This is a genomic window from Pedococcus sp. P3_C7 (assembly GCF_056402615.1).
Genome location: NZ_JBFUHC010000006.1, coordinates 25,992 through 41,582, shown reverse-complemented (window position 1 = coordinate 41,582; position 15,591 = coordinate 25,992). Strand labels below are relative to the sequence as shown.

Annotated in this window: 16 protein-coding genes; 10 read left to right on the top strand and 6 right to left on the bottom strand. The window is 70.1% G+C overall.

The genetic code is table 11. From position 1 onward, the window contains the following. The first annotated feature begins 166 nt into the window (after window positions 1–166). On the top strand, window positions 167–1,210 hold the full coding sequence (gene rpsB, locus AC1DS4_RS08510; protein WP_477632681.1) for a 30S ribosomal protein S2: 1,044 nt from the start codon (window positions 167–169) through the stop codon (window positions 1,208–1,210). Window positions 1,211–1,277: 67 nt separating this feature from the next. Next, complete coding sequence (tsf, locus tag AC1DS4_RS08505; RefSeq protein ID WP_477632680.1) at window positions 1,278–2,108, top strand: translation elongation factor Ts; 831 nt, start codon at window positions 1,278–1,280, stop codon at window positions 2,106–2,108. 100 nt (window positions 2,109–2,208) lie between these two features. Here tsf and AC1DS4_RS08500 read toward each other — a convergent pair whose 3' ends face one another. Further along, window positions 2,209–2,688, bottom strand: coding sequence for an iron chaperone (locus AC1DS4_RS08500; protein ID WP_477623383.1), 480 nt, complete (start codon window positions 2,686–2,688; stop codon window positions 2,209–2,211). A gap of 101 nt (window positions 2,689–2,789) precedes the next feature. On the opposite strand from AC1DS4_RS08500, the gene AC1DS4_RS08495 reads away from it, so the two are divergent. Continuing rightward, window positions 2,790–2,975 carry a hypothetical protein gene (locus AC1DS4_RS08495; protein WP_477615452.1) on the top strand — a complete coding sequence of 62 codons (186 nt, stop codon included), beginning with the start codon at window positions 2,790–2,792 and terminating at the stop codon, window positions 2,973–2,975. Window positions 2,976–3,025: 50 nt separating this feature from the next. Here the strand turns inward: AC1DS4_RS08495 and AC1DS4_RS08490 are convergent, their stop codons facing one another. After that, window positions 3,026–4,987 (bottom strand): M13 family metallopeptidase, encoded by a 1,962-nt coding sequence (locus tag AC1DS4_RS08490; RefSeq protein ID WP_477632679.1) that lies wholly within the window; start codon window positions 4,985–4,987, stop codon window positions 3,026–3,028. A 186-nt stretch (window positions 4,988–5,173) separates the two neighbouring features. Between AC1DS4_RS08490 and pyrH the strand changes: the two genes are divergently transcribed. The 6 genes from pyrH to purU all read left to right on the top strand — a co-directional run bounded on the left by pyrH (window position 5,174) and on the right by purU (window position 11,116). Beyond that, the gene (pyrH, locus tag AC1DS4_RS08485; protein ID WP_477632678.1) at window positions 5,174–5,941 is read left to right on the top strand and encodes a UMP kinase; all 768 of its coding nucleotides are present in this window, start codon (window positions 5,174–5,176) and stop codon (window positions 5,939–5,941) included. A gap of 86 nt (window positions 5,942–6,027) precedes the next feature. Then, window positions 6,028–6,585: a ribosome recycling factor gene (gene frr / locus AC1DS4_RS08480; RefSeq protein ID WP_477615449.1), complete on the top strand. Its 558-nt coding sequence runs from the start codon at window positions 6,028–6,030 to the stop codon at window positions 6,583–6,585. 33 nt (window positions 6,586–6,618) lie between these two features. After that, window positions 6,619–7,581: a phosphatidate cytidylyltransferase gene (locus tag AC1DS4_RS08475; RefSeq protein ID WP_477632677.1), complete on the top strand. Its 963-nt coding sequence runs from the start codon at window positions 6,619–6,621 to the stop codon at window positions 7,579–7,581. A 40-nt stretch (window positions 7,582–7,621) separates the two neighbouring features. Beyond that, window positions 7,622–8,884: a 23S rRNA (adenine(2503)-C(2))-methyltransferase RlmN gene (gene rlmN / locus AC1DS4_RS08470; RefSeq protein WP_477632676.1), complete on the top strand. Its 1,263-nt coding sequence runs from the start codon at window positions 7,622–7,624 to the stop codon at window positions 8,882–8,884. Between the two features lie 116 nt (window positions 8,885–9,000). Beyond that, the gene (locus tag AC1DS4_RS08465; protein ID WP_477632767.1) at window positions 9,001–10,203 is read left to right on the top strand and encodes a monooxygenase; all 1,203 of its coding nucleotides are present in this window, start codon (window positions 9,001–9,003) and stop codon (window positions 10,201–10,203) included. 28 nt (window positions 10,204–10,231) lie between these two features. Beyond that, window positions 10,232–11,116 carry a formyltetrahydrofolate deformylase gene (purU, locus tag AC1DS4_RS08460; protein WP_477632675.1) on the top strand — a complete coding sequence of 295 codons (885 nt, stop codon included), beginning with the start codon at window positions 10,232–10,234 and terminating at the stop codon, window positions 11,114–11,116. Between the two features lie 11 nt (window positions 11,117–11,127). Here the strand turns inward: purU and AC1DS4_RS08455 are convergent, their stop codons facing one another. Then, entirely contained in the window at window positions 11,128–12,195 is a 1,068-nt protein-coding gene (locus AC1DS4_RS08455) for a hypothetical protein (protein WP_477632674.1), read from the bottom strand. Then, the gene (locus tag AC1DS4_RS08450; protein WP_477615444.1) at window positions 12,192–12,710 is read right to left on the bottom strand and encodes a SigE family RNA polymerase sigma factor; all 519 of its coding nucleotides are present in this window, start codon (window positions 12,708–12,710) and stop codon (window positions 12,192–12,194) included. The genes AC1DS4_RS08455 and AC1DS4_RS08450 overlap by 4 nt, the downstream gene beginning before the upstream one ends. Window positions 12,711–12,875: 165 nt before the next feature. Between AC1DS4_RS08450 and AC1DS4_RS08445 the strand changes: the two genes are divergently transcribed. Beyond that, a complete protein-coding gene (locus AC1DS4_RS08445; protein ID WP_477632673.1) occupies window positions 12,876–13,913 on the top strand; it encodes a TolB family protein in 1,038 nt (345 codons plus the stop codon). A gap of 8 nt (window positions 13,914–13,921) precedes the next feature. On the opposite strand, the gene AC1DS4_RS08440 is transcribed toward AC1DS4_RS08445, so the two are convergent. Together AC1DS4_RS08440 and AC1DS4_RS08435 are read right to left on the bottom strand one after the other, a co-directional pair. Then, a complete protein-coding gene (locus tag AC1DS4_RS08440) occupies window positions 13,922–14,440 on the bottom strand; it encodes a DUF1990 family protein (protein ID WP_477632672.1) in 519 nt (172 codons plus the stop codon). Beyond that, the gene (locus AC1DS4_RS08435; RefSeq protein ID WP_477632671.1) at window positions 14,437–15,579 is read right to left on the bottom strand and encodes an LOG family protein; all 1,143 of its coding nucleotides are present in this window, start codon (window positions 15,577–15,579) and stop codon (window positions 14,437–14,439) included. The genes AC1DS4_RS08440 and AC1DS4_RS08435 overlap by 4 nt, the downstream gene beginning before the upstream one ends. Between the last annotated feature and the right edge of the window lie 12 nt (window positions 15,580–15,591).

Below are 15,591 nucleotides of genomic sequence, written 5' to 3'. Positions count from 1 at the left end.
ACCTACTTCGCGCGTCTTCCGCCCGTTGACTCGGCTCGCCGACGAAACGGGGGCGCACCACAGCAGTCCGGTGAGTATGCCGGTGGGGTGCGTTGCAGGCGCCAGGCAGGTAGTCGCACCCATGCGGCCTACCGACGCAACTGACAACGACACAAGGAGACACGGCATGGCCGTCGTTACCATGCGCCAGCTCCTCGAGAGCGGCGTCCACTTCGGGCACCAGACCCGTCGCTGGAACCCCAAGATGAAGCGCTTCATCATGACCGAGCGCAACGGCATCTACATCATCGACCTGCAGCAGTCGTTGACCTACATCAACAACGCCTTCGAGTTCGTCAAGGAGACGGTCGCCCACGGCGGTTCCATCCTCTTCGTCGGCACGAAGAAGCAGGCCCAGGAGCCCATCGCCGAGCAGGCGACCCGGGTCGGGATGCCCTACGTCAACCACCGTTGGCTCGGTGGCATGCTCACCAACTTCAACACGATCTCCAAGCGCCTCACGCGCCTCAAGGAGCTCGAGGAGCTCGACTACGACAACGTCGCAGGGTCGGGCTACACCAAGAAGGAACTCCTGATCTTCAAGCGGGAGAAGGACAAGCTCGAGAAGACCCTCGGCGGCATCCGCAACATGGCCAAGGTCCCCTCGGCCGTGTGGATCGTGGACACCAAGAAGGAGCACCTCGCCGTCTTCGAGGCGCGCAAGCTCGGCCTGCCGGTCATTGCCATCCTCGACACCAACTGCGACCCCGACGAGGTCGACTACAAGATCCCCGGCAACGACGACGCCATTCGCTCCGTCACCCTGCTGACCCGCGTCATCGCCGACGCCGTGGCCGAGGGCCTCATCGCCCGCAGCTCCGGCAAGTCCGGTGAGCAGGCCGAGGGTGTCGTCGCCGGTGACGAGCCGATGGCCGAGTGGGAGCGCGAGCTGCTCGGTGGCGACGCCGCCGAGACCGCCGAGGCTGCCGCCCCGGAGGCCGGCGCTACCGCTGCCGCCGACGCGACCGAGGCTGCCCCTGTCGAGGCTGCCCCTGTCGAGGTTGCCCCCGTCGAGGCTGCTGCTCCCGTCGAGGCGCCCGTCGCCGAGGCCACCGAGGCGCCCGTCGCCGAGGAGCCCGCCGCCCCTGAGGCTGCGGCCGCCACCGAGGAGACCGCCGCCCCCGAGGCGCCGGCCGCCGAGGAGACCGCTGCTGCCGAGGCCAAGGCCTGAGCCCACCCCTTCCGCAGCCCTGCCTGACGGCATGGGCACCTTGTTAGAAATGAGCTGAGAAACATCTATGGCGAACTACACCGCCGCTGACATCAAGGCCCTGCGCGGGTCCACAGGCGCTGGCATGCTCGACGTCAAGAAGGCGCTCGACGAGGCCGACGGCGACCGTGACAAGGCCACCGAGATCCTTCGCGTGAAGGGCCTCAAGGGCGTCACCAAGCGCGAGGGCCGCACCACGTCCAACGGACTGGTCGCTGCCCAGTCCGGTGACGGCGTGGGCACTCTCGTCGAGGTCCTGTGCGAGACCGACTTCGTGGCCAAGAGCGAGAAGTTCATCGCCCTGGCTGCCCAGGTCCTCGCCCAGAGCGTCGCCTCCGGCGCCGCTGACGCGGACGCGCTGCTCAAGAGCTCGCTCGAGGACGGTTCCACCGTCCAGGAGCTGCTCGACAACGCCAACGCAACCATCGGCGAGAAGATCGAGGTCAAGCGCGTCTCCCGCGTCGAGGCCCCGGTCGTCGTGTCCTACCTGCACAAGACCAGCCCCGACCTGCCCGCCCAGATCGGTGTGCTCGTCGGCGCCGAGGGTGGCGACGAGCAGATCGCTCGCGACGTGGCCATGCACGTCGCGGCGTTCAGCCCGACCGTGCTGACTCGTGACGAGGTCGACCCGGCCACCGTCGAGCAGGAGCGTCGCGTCGCCGAGGCCACGGCCAAGGAGGAGGGCAAGCCCGAGGCTGCCCTGCCCAAGATCGTCGAGGGTCGCGTCAACGGCTTCTTCAAGGAGAACGTCCTGCTCGAGCAGCCGTTCGCCAAGGACGCCAAGAAGACCGTCGAGAAGGTCCTCGCCGAGGCCGGCACGAAGGTCACCTCCTTCGTCCGCTACCGCGTCGGCGGCTGACCCGCTCAGTCACGATCCGGCACCACACGACGAGGCCCCCCMCCGGATGGTGGGGGGCCTCGTCGCGTCGTTGGGGTATGCCGGGTAGCCGGCCGCGCCGTCAGCCTGCCGCCTTCTTGACCAGGGCCGCGATCTGCTTCTCGAGGGCCGGCGTCAGCCGCGTGAGGGCGTAGCCGATGGGCCACATGTCGCCGTCGTCCAGCTTGGCGCTGTCGTTGAACTCGAACGTGGCGTAGCGCGCCTTGAACTTGCTGGCGGGCTTGAAGAACGCCACCGCCTTGCCGTCTCGTTTGTACGCGGGCATGCCGTACCAGGTCGAGGGCTCGAGGTCCGGAGCGGCCTTGGTGATGATCTCGTGCAGGCGCTCGGCCAGCTCGCGGTCCTCCGGGGGCATCTCGGCGATCTTGTCGAGCAGGTCCTGCTCGCCGACGGCGCCTTTGGCTTCCTTGGCGCGTTCCTTCATCGCGGCGCGTTCGTCGGCGGTGAACCCGCTCTTGCTGCCGGCGGTCTTCGGCGCGGCCTTCGTGGTGGTCTTCTTCGCGGTGGCCGTCTTGTCGGTGGCCTTCGTCGTGGTCGCCATGGTGTCTCCCCGAGGTCGTGGTGGGCTGTCGAGACCATTCTCCGAGGGGGGCCGCTGCAGCGCTTCTCGAAAACTGACCACTTCTGCCGCATACTCACGCCATGGGGAGACGAACGAAGCACACGCCGCGTCGTCAGGTGGAGCACGAGCTGCCGGACTTCACCCACCTGCCCGAACGGGTGGCTCCCGAGGACCTGACGACCACGCACGACGTCGACCCCGGGCCGGACCCACGCGGTGGACGCGACACGGACACCGAGTTCATGCTGCGGAATGCGGGGATCTGACCCGGGGATCTGACCCGGGAACGCGGACCGATGACCGCTCGACGGGTCGGTCAGAAGATGTGGACGCGCTCCTCCGGAGCCAGCCACATGCCGTCGCCCTCGGTCACCCCGAACGCCTCGTGGAACTCGTCGCAGTTGCGGACGGCGTTCGCCCGCACCTCAGTGGGAGAGTGCGGGTCGATCGCGAGCAGCCGCTTGGCCTCCTCGGTGCGCGCCTTGCCGGACCAGACCTGCGCCCACCCGAGGAAGAACCGCTGCGGCCCGGTGTAGCCGTCGAGCTCGGGTGCGTCCTGGCCCTGCGTCGCGATGCGGTAGGCGGAGTAGCCGATGGCCAGCCCGCCGAGGTCGCCGATGTTCTCGCCCACCGTGAGGGCTCCGTTGACCTTCTCGTCGGGGGCAGCGAGCGGGGAGAGCGTGCTGAACTGGGCGATGAGGGCCTGGGTGCGCTCGTCGAAGCGGGACCGGTCCTCCTCGGTCCACCAGTCGCGCAGGGCCCCGGTGGCGTCGTACCGCGACCCCTGGTCGTCGAAGCCGTGCCCGATCTCGTGACCGATGACGGCACCGATCCCGCCGTAGTTGACGGCGTCGTCGGCGTCCATGTCGAAGAACGGCGGCTGAAGGATGCCGGCCGGGAAGACGATCTCGTTCATCAGCGGGTGGTAGTAGGCGTTGACGGTCTGCGGCAGCATCAGCCACTCGTCGCGGTCGATCGGGCCCCCGAGCTTGTCCAGCTGGCGCTGGAGCTCGAACTCGTTGGCTCGGCGCACGTTGCCCACGAGGTCGTCGTCGATCGTCAGCGAGGAGTAGTCGCGCCAGCGGTCGGGGTAGCCGACCTTGGGCGTGAACGAGGCGAGCTTGGCCAGGGCCTGCTCTCGGGTCTGGGGGCCCATCCAGTCGAGCCCCTCGAAGGACTGCCTGAACGCCTCGACGAGGTTGCCGACGAGCTCGAGCATCCGCTTCTTGGCCTCGGGAGGGAAGAACTCCGCGGCATACAGCTGGCCGACCGCCTCGCCGATCGCCCCCTCGACGAGGGAGACGCCGCGCTTCCAGCGCTCGCGGTTCTCCGGGAGGCCCGAGATGACCCGTCCGGTGAAGTCGAACTCGGCGTCGACCAGCTCCTTGCCCAGCAGCGGCGCCGCCGAGGCGACGACGTGGAAGGCCAACCAGTACTTGAAGTCGTCGAGGGCGACCTCGTCGAGCGCGACGGACAGGCCCTCGAGGTAGGACGGCTGACCCACGACGACGTGCTCGAACGCCTCGCGTGCCTCGAGCCCGCCGACGAAGTCACCCCACAGGACGTTGGGGGCCAGGCCCTCGAGGGCCGCGAAGGCGTAGGGGTTGTAGCTCTTCACCGCGTCGCGGGTGGCGACGTTGTCCCAGTGGTGGCCGGCCAGCCGCGTCTCCAGGGCCACCACGCGGGCGGCCGGCGAGCCGTCCTCCGTCGAGCCGTCGCCGATGCCGGCGAATCCGAGCATCCGGGCCACGTGCGGCAGGTATGCCGTGAGGATGGCCGCGTGCCGCTCCTCGCGGTAGTAGGACTCGTCGGGCAGGCCCAGGCCGCCCTGACCGAGGTAGAGGACGTATTCCTCCGGGTTCTTGGCGTCGGGGGCGACGCCGAAGTCGAACAGGCCCGGTCCACCCTGGCGCTGCAGGCGACCGAGGGCCCGGAACAGGTCGTCGGTCCCGCTGATCGCCGCGATGTCGGCAAGGTCCTTCTCGATCGGGGTCAGCCCCAGTGTCTCGGCTCGGGCCTCGTCCATGAACGAGCGGTAGAGGTCGCCGACCTTGCGGGTGGGCGAGCCGGGAGCGGCGCTGTGGTCCGCCGCGGCCCGCTCGATGATCGTGCGCACCCGCTCGTCGGACTGCTCGCGCAGCATGTCGAAGGTCCCGTAGCGGCCCCGGTCGCCGGGGATCTCGGTCGTGCGGACCCAGGTGCCGTTCGCGTGGCCGAACAGGTCGTCCTGCGGGCGAACCGTCTCGTCGCGATGCCCCGGAAGGATGCCTGACCTCATGCGCTTGTCTCCTTTGGTGCATCGATGGACAGTGGTGTGGCCCGTGGTCCGTGGTCCGTGGAGTGCGGACCACGTGATGGTGACACCCTGCCACGCAGGGCTGACGGTGGTGCAACCGACACCATGCCGCTCCCGGGAGTGTGGAAGGATTCGGTGACCGCCCGCACATCTTCAGGAGGATCCCTCGTGACTGCTGTCCCCGAGCAGACCGCCCCAGCCGGATCGTCCGCCCCTGGATCGTCGGCACCGCATCGCCGGGTCCTGCTCAAGCTGTCCGGCGAGGTCTTCGGTGGTGGTCGCGTCGGACTGGCACCCGAGGTCGTGCGGGGCATCGCCCAGCAGATCGCCCAGTCGGTCAACGAGGGCATCCAGGTGGCCGTCGTGATCGGTGGTGGCAACTTCTTCCGGGGCTCAGAGCTCCAGCAGCAGGGGATGGACCGGACGCGTGCCGACTACATGGGCATGCTCGGCACCGTGATGAACTGCCTCGCCCTGCAGGACTTCCTCGAGAAGGAAGGCATCGAGACCCGCGTCCAGACCGCGATCGCGATGGGCCAGGTCGCCGAGCCATACATCCCTCGTCGCGCCATCCGCCACCTCGAGAAGGGCCGCGTGGTCATCTTCGGCGCGGGCGCGGGCATGCCGTTCTTCTCCACCGACACGGTGTCCGCCCAGCGGGCCCTGGAGATCAAGTGCGACGCGGTCCTGATGAGCAAGAACGGCGTGGACGGCGTCTACGACTCCGACCCGCGCACCAACCCGCAGGCCCGCAAGCTCGACGAGATCAGCTACCAGGAAGCCCTCCAACAGGGCCTGCGCGTGGTCGACGCGGCGGCGTTCAGCCTGTGCATGGAGAACAAGCTGCCGATGGTCGTGTTCGGCATGGAAGGCGAGGGCAACGTGGTGCGGGCGTTGCGCGGTGAGAAGATCGGCACGCTGGTCACGCCGGGCTGAGTCGGCACTCACTGACCCACCCACCAGACTGACCACACCACGACCGGCGTAGCCCCGACAGGGGAGCGCCCGAGAAGGAGCAGGACATGATTGAAGAGACTCTCCTCGAGGCCGAAGAGAAGATGGAAAAGGCCGTCGAGGTCGCCAAGGAGGACTTCGCGGGAATCCGCACGGGCCGGGCGACCCCGGGCATGTTCAACAAGCTCACCGTCGACTACTACGGCGCTCCGACCCCGCTGCAGCAGCTGGCGTCGTTCCAGACGCCGGAGGCACGCACCATCCTGATCACGCCGTTCGACAAGTCGGCGATGCACGAGATCGAGAAGACCCTGCGCGACTCCGACCTGGGCGTGAACCCCAGCAACGACGGCAACGTCATTCGCTGCGTGCTGCCCATGCTCACCGAGGAACGTCGCAAGGACTACGTCAAGCTCGCTCGGCACAAGGGCGAGGACGCCAAGGTGTCGATCCGCAACGTCCGCCGCAAGGCCAAGGACGAGCTGGACAAGCTGGTCAAGGACGGCGACGTGGGCGAGGACGACGGCAGCCGCGCCGAGAAGGAGCTGGACGCGAGCACCAAGAAGTACGTCGAGCTCATCGACGAGCTGCTGAAGGGCAAGGAGACCGAGCTGCGCGAGGTCTGAGCGGCTCGTCCTCAACCTCACCCAGCGCTGGTCATGAACATGTCCCAGTCCCGTCGCGACCGTCGCGCGGCCTCTGACGCCGCGGGCTCTGGCGTGCCCGGAGGGTCGGCCTCGCCGGACACCTCCCGCGACGGTGCGGCTCCCGACGAGTCCGTCCCCGCGTCGGCCCGGGGCGGTCGGCCGTCGAGGGCGGGGCGCAACCTGCCCGCGGCGATCGGGGTCGGCCTCGGCCTGGGCGCACTCATCATCGGCTCTCTGGTCCTGCGCAAGGAGCTGATGCTCGGGATCATCGTGGTGGCCATCGTCGTCGGCGTGTGGGAGCTGCGTCGGGCGCTGGCCCAGGTGTCGATCAACGTGCCCCTGGTCCCCAGTGTGGTCGGCAGCGTCAGCATGCTCGTCTCGGCCTACGTCGGCGGCGGGGAGGCCCTGGTCGTGACCGTCGGCCTGACCTGTGTCGGCATCCTGTTGTGGCGCATCGCCGACGGCGTGCTCGACGCGGTGCGCGACATCGCCGGGGGGTTCTTCGTCGCGGTCTACCCCTCCTTCCTCGCGGGCTTCGCCGCCCTCATGCTGGCCACTCCGCACGACGGCGCCCGCCGGGTCTTCATCTTCCTCCTCGTCGCGGTGCTCAGCGACGTCGGCGGCTACGCCGCCGGTGTCCTGTTCGGCAAGCACCCCATGGCGCCGTCGGTCAGCCCCAAGAAGTCCTGGGAGGGCTTCGCCGGCTCGATGGTCGCGTGCGTCGTCGGCGGTGCGATCGCGGTCGTGCTGACCCTCGACGGGCCGTGGTGGGGTGGCGCGCTGCTGGGAGCGAGTGCAGCGGTGGCTGCCACCGTGGGTGACCTCACCGAGTCCACGATCAAGCGCGACCTGGGCATCAAGGACATGGGCACGCTGCTGCCCGGGCACGGCGGGATCATGGACCGGCTCGACTCCGTGCTGCTCGTCGCGCCGCTGGCCTGGGCCCTGCTCGCCTGGGTCGTCCCACCCGCCTGACACCACGGCATACCCGCGCACCTGCGAGACTGGGGGCACCATGACCACGGACCTCCCCGAGCCCACCAGCGAGCGCCCCCAACCTGGCCAGCTGACCTTCACCGCCCCTCGTCGGGGCAAGCCACCACGGCATCTGGCCGACCTGTCTCCGGCTGAGCGCAAGGAGGCCGTCGAGGCGCTGGGGCACAAGGGCTTCCGGGCCAAGCAGCTGTCGACGCACTACTTCGAACGGCTGGTCGCCTCGCCCGAGGAGATGACCGACCTGCCCAAGGCGATCCGCGACGAGCTCGTGGCCGACCTGCTGCCGACCTTGCTCACCCCCCTCGTGCAGCGCACGGCCGACGACGGCATGACGATCAAGAACGCCTGGAAGCTGCACGACGGTGCCATCGTCGAGTCGGTGCTGATGCGCTATCCCAAGCGCGTGACCATCTGCATCTCGAGCCAGGCCGGCTGCGGCATGAACTGTCCCTTCTGCGCGACCGGACAGGCCGGGCTCACCCGGAACATGAGTGCGGCCGAGATCGTCGAGCAGGTCGTGGCCGGTGCGCGGCTGCTGCGCAGCGGCGAGCTCGCGCAGGGCGCGGGCGGCGCCGGAGCGCGCAGCCACGGCACGGTCGGGAATGCCGAACACCAGGCCGAGCTGGGCGACGAGGACGGCACCGAGGACGGCGACGAGCGTCCTGTCGAGGCGACCGGCCCCACCCGCATCTCGAACGTCGTGTTCATGGGCATGGGCGAGGCGCTGGCCAACTACAAGGCCGCGATCGGCGCGATCCGGCGGCTGACCGACCCCGCGCCGGACGGCCTCGGGATGTCGGCGCGGGGCATCACCATGTCGACGGTCGGCCTCGTCCCGGCGATCGACAAGCTCGCCGCGGAGGGGATCCCGGTCACGCTGGCCCTGTCGCTGCACGCGCCTGACGACGAGCTGCGCAACGAGCTCGTGCCGATCAACACCCGGTGGAGCGTTGACGAGGCCCTCGATGCTGCCCACCGCTACTACGAGGTGACGGGGCGCCGGGTGAGCATCGAGTACGCGCTCATCAAGGACATCAACGACCACGCGTGGCGGGCCGACCTCCTCGGAAAGAAACTCAATGCGCGTGGCCGGGGCTGGGTGCACGTCAACCCGATCCCCCTCAACCCCACGCCGGGCTCGAAGTGGACGGCCTCCCGACCCGGGGTCGAGCAGCAGTTCGTCGAACGGCTGCGCGCCCACGGCATCCCGACGACGATCCGCGACACCCGGGGCCAGGACATCGACGGCGCCTGCGGCCAGCTCGCGGCCTCCACGGCCTAGCGATCACCAGACCAGCCTCGCGTGTGACGCTGTGGTGCTCGCCACACCCGCTGAGAGCGTCCGGTCACAGCGATCGAGCACCGGGCGGGGGCTGGTCTGCCTATGCTCGTGCGGTGATGCTGCGTGCGCCGATCCTGACGGCTGGGGCTTTCCTCCTGCTCCTCACTGGTTGCGCCGCCGGCGACCCCGAGCCTGGGGCCGCCCCGGCGTCGCGCGCGACCCAGTCGACGCAGGCGGCTCCCGCGGGGACCTCGACACCGTCGTCCGGTCACCAGCACTCGGGCAGCACTGCACCGCCTGAGGCTGCACTGCGCACGGGGGAGCGCTTCGTCACCCTCCGGATGCCCGCGGCATACACCCCCAAGGCGCCGGCCGCCCCGGGAACGGACGACTACCGCTGCTTCCTGCTCGACCCCCACCTGACGGCCAAGTCGGTCGTGACCGGCATCAACGTGCTGCCGGGCAACCCCGACGTCGTGCACCACGTGATCCTGTTCCGGGTGCCGCCCGACAAGGTGGCCGCTGCGGAGGCGATGGATCGAAGCCAGACCGGCCAGGGCTGGACCTGCTTCGGTGGGACCGGCGTGGAGAGCCAGGGTGCCGGCCTCAACGGGGCGCCGTGGCTGGGTGCGTGGGCGCCCGGTGGTGGCGAGCGGGTCCTCGCCAAGGACCTCGGTATGCCGGTCGAAGCCGGCTCGCGCATCATCATGCAGGTCCACTACAACCTGCTCGCGGGACGGTCGCCCGACCTGAGCGCCGCCAAGCTGCGCGTGGCCGCCGACGACGGCTCGCGCCAGACCCTCCAGACGGTGCTGCTCCCCGCGCCGGTCGAGGTGCCGTGCCGGCCCGGGAAGAAGGGTCCGCTGTGCGACCGGGCAGCGGCGATGGCCGACGTGCAGCGTCGCTTCGGGGGCGCGAGCCGCGCGGGGGACGCCCTGCACCTGCTGTGCCCCGGCAACAAGGCCGGCCCGACGCAGACCTGTACCCGGACGGTGACCCAGGGGTCGACGATCCGGGCGGTCGCCGGGCACATGCACCTGCTCGGCACCAAGATCTCGATCACCGTCAACAAGGGGAAGGCCAACGAGCGCACCGTCCTCGACATCCCGATCTGGGACTTCGACGACCAGGGGAGCCGCCCGGTCAACCCGGCCGTCAGGATCAAGATCGGGGACACCCTCACGGTGTCGTGTACCCACGACCAGAGCCTGCGCGACAAGCTGCCGTCGTTCCAGGGCCAGCCGGAGCGCTACATCGTCTGGGGCGAGGGCACCACCGACGAGATGTGCCTCGGCATCGTGATGGTCACCCGCCCGTAGTCCTCCCGTCCGCCCCTAGGCTGGTCGCGTGAGCTCCACTCCTGCCGCACCTGCCGAGACGGGCCGAGAGTTCGTCCTGACCGTCTCGTGCGCAGATAGGCGCGGGATCGTGCACGCCGTCTCCGGGGTGATGCTCGACCTGTCGATGACCATCCTCGACAGCCAGCAGTTCGCCGACCTGAGGGCGGGGGAGTTCCACCTGCGGATGCACCTCTTGCGCGAGGGTTCTGCCCTGCCGGTGGAGGCGTTGGACGCGGCGATGGCAAGCGTCGCAACGGAGTTCGCGATGACGTATGCCGCGCACGACCTGTCTCGGCGACGCCGGGTGCTGGTCATGGTGAGCCAGCAGGGTCACTGCCTCAACGACCTGCTGTTCCGGGTCGAGAGCGGGTCGCTGCCGATCGAGGTGCCGGCCATCGTCTCCAACCACGAGGACTTCCGCGCGCTGGCGCAGTGGCACGGCATCCCCTACCACTACGTCCCCGTCACTCGCGACACCAAGCCGGCGGCCGAGGCCGAGCTTCGGCGCCTCGTGGAGCACTACTCGGCCGACACGGTCGCCCTGGCGCGCTACATGCAGATCCTGTCGGGCGAGCTGTGCACCGACTTCCAGGGTCGCATCATCAACATCCACCACTCGCTGCTGCCGAGCTTCAAGGGGGCCAAGCCCTACACCCAGGCCCACGACCGCGGGGTCAAGGTCATCGGTGCGACGGCGCACTACGTCACCGCGGACCTCGACGAGGGCCCGATCATCGAGCAGGACTTTCGGCGCGTCGACCACCGGATGAGCCCGGCCGAGCTGGCGTCGGTGGGACAGGAGCTGGAAGCCATGGCGTTCGCGCGGGCGCTGCGCTGGCACGCCGAGCACCGCGTGGTGCTGCGCGGCCGTCGCACCATCGTCTTCGACTGACGGAGCCGAGGTCAGCTGGGTGGGACGAGGGCTTCCAGAGCCGCCGTGGTTGGCGCCGAAGGGATGAAGCCGGTGCGGGCTGCCCCGGTGACCCACAGCTCGTCGAGGCACGCGGTGGCGAACATGCGCTCATCGCCGGCGCTGGTCGCGCCCACGATCGTGTAGGTCCACGGGCCCTCGAAGCTGCAGCCGCCGTTCCCCGTGAACCAGCCGCCCCAGTCCGAGGTGAGGTCCGAGTTGAGCGCGGCGAGCGTGTCGGCGGGCAGGGCCATGGACCGGTAGCTGCGTGTCGTCAGGGGTTGGATCGGCGTCATCGGATCCCCGGACACGAAGTTCGGCTCCAGGCAGAAGGTCGCGGCGACCAGTGGGGAGTGCAGGAGGTGGGTGCGCGAGGTCGGGTGGGTCCGCAGCCAGGTCTCGTCCGTGCGGCAGTCGAGAGCGGCGCTCGGTGTCGAGGCGGGGCGGGCGTCGACCTCCTCGCCGGCGAGGAGGTCGAGGAACGAGGCCAGTGCGTAGGCGCCACCGCACGTCATCTCGGTGCTGCGGTAGGCCTTGACACGACCCGACTCGTCCTCGAGGGAGAGGGTGAAGGCGGGGCCGGGACGGATCTGGCCGCAGGACTGGCCGCTGGTACCAGACACCATGAGGCCGCGCAGGCGGGACCCGGTGACCTCGGTCGCGGGCAGCCGCCATCCGTCCTCGGGGCCGACCACGGAGGGGCTGGTCGCCGTCGAGGTTGACTGCCGGGGTGACCGGTCGGGACACGCCCATGCTGCGACGGCCCCCGCCGTGTCCACGACGTCCGTCGCGGGAACGCTGGTCAGGGTCGCTGAGCGGGAGCAGTCGGCCGGGGTGAGGAGGGGGCCGGCGGGAACCACCCGGCTCGGCGGGTCGAACGAGCCCAGCAGCAGCCCGGCGGCGACCAGGATGGCGGCCGTTGCGCCGGCGACTCCGAGCTGGCGGGCCCGTCGGGCACGGGCGGCGTAGTGGCGTGCCCCGTCGGCCAGCCCGTCGGTGGCTGGTTGGGCCGGGGCGAGCTCGTGCAGGGCCTCACGGAGTCGGGTGTCGAGGTCGCTCATCGAAGTTCTCCCTCGGTCACGGCGAGTGCAGGACACTGGCGCAGGGTCGCCAGCGCCCGCGCGCTCTGGCTCTTGACGGTCCCGACGGTGCAGCCGAGCAGCTCCGCCGTCTGGACCTCTGTGCGGTCCTCGAAGTAGCGCAGCACGATGACGGCACGTTGCCCCTTCGGGAGGGAGGCGAGCGCCACCAGCAGGTCACGACGCTGGTCGGGGTCGACGCCCCTGGCGGGGAGCTCGGGCAGCTGCTCCGTCGGGTACTCGGCGTTCCACCGCCGACGCCACCAGGCGATGTAGGTGGTCAGCATGACCTTACGGACGTACGCCTCCCGCGGACCGACCTCGATGGAGTCCCATCGGGGCCAGGTCTTCCCGAGAGCCGTCTGGACGAGGTCCTCGGCCCTCTGCCGGTCGCCGGTCAGGAGGAAGGCGGTGCGCAGGAGGGCTGGGCCACGTGCCGTGACGAAGGCGTCGAACCCCGCCGTGGTGGCGTGCTCGGCGGTGCCCACGACGGCCATGCCCCTCTCCTCTCGCTCCACCAGGAAGAGCGGCCGACCCACCCACAAGGTTGTCATCGGGAGCCAGGTCGACCAGCGCCATTCTCCTCGTCCGGCACGAAGTCGACACCGACAACCTTTTGCCGCCCCCAAGGCCTCGTGACCGATAGACGGAAGGGAGGAGCCATGTCGGCAACTCGAGTGCTCGGTGCCGTGTCGGGGGTGTTGCTGCTGGCAGTGGCCGGCTGCAGCGGGGAGGACTCGGCGGCGGCCACGTCGCCACCAGTCACGTCAGGCACCACCGCCACCAGGTCGACCCCGGCCGCGGCTCCCGTGCCGGCGGTGGGTGAGGAGTGGCTGGCCTACCAGGACAGCACATTCCGGATCCAGCTCGTGCGTCCGGACGGCTCGGACGACCATGCCCTCGACACCGTGAGCACCGGACCGGAGGACAATCCCGACTTGTCTCCCGACGGGACGCGCCTGACGTTCGTGGGCTCGGGCGACCAGGCGGGCAGCAACGCCGGGCTGTGGGTGATCGGCACCGACGGCAGCGGCCTGACGCGGGTCGTCAGCTGTGAGACGCCCTGCGAGTACCTCGACGACCCGGCGTGGTCACCCGACGGGTCGCAGATCGCCTACAGCCGCATGCAACCTCACGGTCAGACGGGCGGCACCCTGGAGACCGTGGAGGTGGGGACGGGCAGGACCAGGACGTTGCTCAGCGCGAAGGCGGGGGAGTTCTTCTCCGGCGTACGCTATGCGCCCTCGGGGAAGGCGCTCGTGGTCGAGTGGGTGCTCGCGACCCCCAAGGACCACGAGGACATCAAGGGGGTCACGCTGGCCCGCGTCGACCTCACGAAGACACCGCCCACGGTGACGCGGCTGACCCCTCCTGCGGTGTTCGCGCAGACACCCGACTGGAGTCCCACCGGCGACCTCATCGTCTACGCCGCACTTCCGAAGGCCGGCTCCTCCGCCAACGACCTCTTCCTCGTGCGACCTGACGGCGGCGCCCCCCGACGCCTGACGAACCTCGTGGCCGCAGGGAGCGGGGCCCTCTACCCCGACTTCACCGAGGACGGGTCCGCCGTGGTCTTCCTCGGCGCCGACGCGTCCGGAAAGCCGCGCTTCAGGGTCGTGGACCTGGCCACCGGCGCGGTGTCGCGGGCCCTCGGCGGCCTCGTCGCCGGGGTGCATCCACGATCCAGGCCCGTGCCGTGACCCGACCGTCACGAGCCGTGGTCGACCGCTCGCTGTACCGCCCTGAGGTAACCGAGCGCGGCGACGTGTTGAAGCCTGCGGGTCAGCGGACCGCCGAGACGCGTCAGCCAGCCGGCGGGTCGTGAGTAGGCGCGCACGACGGCGTACACGTCGGCGCCGCGGCGCTCCACGAGGAAGCCCTCCTCGCCGCTCTCGACGTGGCCCTCGAGGGTGCCGTAGCCGAACCCGGTGCGCTCCGGGCCCTCCTCGGCCCAGACGATGCGGCACGGCACGCCGACGACGAGGAGACGGCTCAGGATCTCCACGCCGACAGCAGCCCGCGGGGCCGTCGCCTGTGGCCGCAGCCCCAGTCCTCGCTGGGCCCCATAGGTCATCACGGACTCACTGGCCGATCGGTATGCCGCGTCGCCGGCTCCCAGCCGCCGCTCCACCGCGAGGTGGTGGTAGCCCAGGGGCAGCGGGCCGTCGAGCGTCAGGCCTCGCGGCTGGTAGGTGAACTGGCGTGCGGCCAGGTCAGCGAGCTTCACGGAGCCTCCTCGGTGCGCTCCGCGGTGGACGCGAGGACGATCTGGACGGCTTGCTCGGCGGTCTCGACCAGGTGGATCACCGAACCCATGCCGCGCTCCTGGCCCAGGGCGCGCACGGCGGCCCAGACCGGCACCGTCTCCGACCAGTACTCCTGGCCGACGAGGACGAGCGGCGCGAGCGGGGACTCTCCCGGCGCATAGAAGAGAGGGGTGACCGCCTGGAAGATCTCCTGCACGGTGCCCGCCGCTCCCTCGAGGACGACCAACCCCGCGGTGGCCCGGGCGAGGAGGCCGTCCTCGCGGATCGCGTTGGAGAAGTACTTGCCGATGCCGTCACAGAAGACGTTCGGCGGCTCGTGGCCGTAGAACCACGTGGGGATGCCGAGGCTGCCCGCGCCGTCAGCGCGCGGCAGCTGCGCCCGCACCGCCAGGGCTGAGCTCACCCAGGCAGAGACCGACGGTCGGAACGACGGCACTGCCGCGAGCTGCTCGAGGGCAGCTGCGACCGAGGACTCGTCGCGGGCGAGGGCTCCGAGGTTGGCGGCCTCCATCGCACCGGGTCCGCCACCAGTGGCGACGACCAGTCCTCCCGCAGCGAGGGAACGCCCGAGTCCCGCCGCGGCGGCATACGCCGTGGTGCCACGCGCCAGTGCATGGCCACCCATGACACCGACGACGGGGCGCCCTGCGACGAACTCGTCGAGGGCATCCGTGATGGAGTCGTCGTGGATCGCCCGCAGGAGGGTGACGAAGGCGTCACGGTGCACCGCGCCGTCCCTCATCCATTGGTACGCAAGGAAATCCGGTGTCGACTCGTAGCCGCCTCCAGCGAGTCCGGCATACAGCTCGTCGGCGGTGTAGAGCGAGGCGCGATAGGGGTCGATCGGTGCGTGCGGGTCGGTCGGGAACACCAGCGCGCGGTGCGCACCGAGGTGCGCGCCCAGGGCGGGCGAGAGGCGCCCACCGAGGACCACGAGCCCTTCGATGTCGGTTCGAGCGAGCAGGCTGTCCTCGTATGCCGTGAGGTCGAGGTCCTGGAAGCGCAGGCCGGTGAGCGGGCGGCCTGACGAGAGCACGGCGTCGAGGTCGGCAAGGTTTTCGACCTCCGGGTCGGGGGTGCTCCTGCGGGCGCCGTCCATGGCCTGACTCTA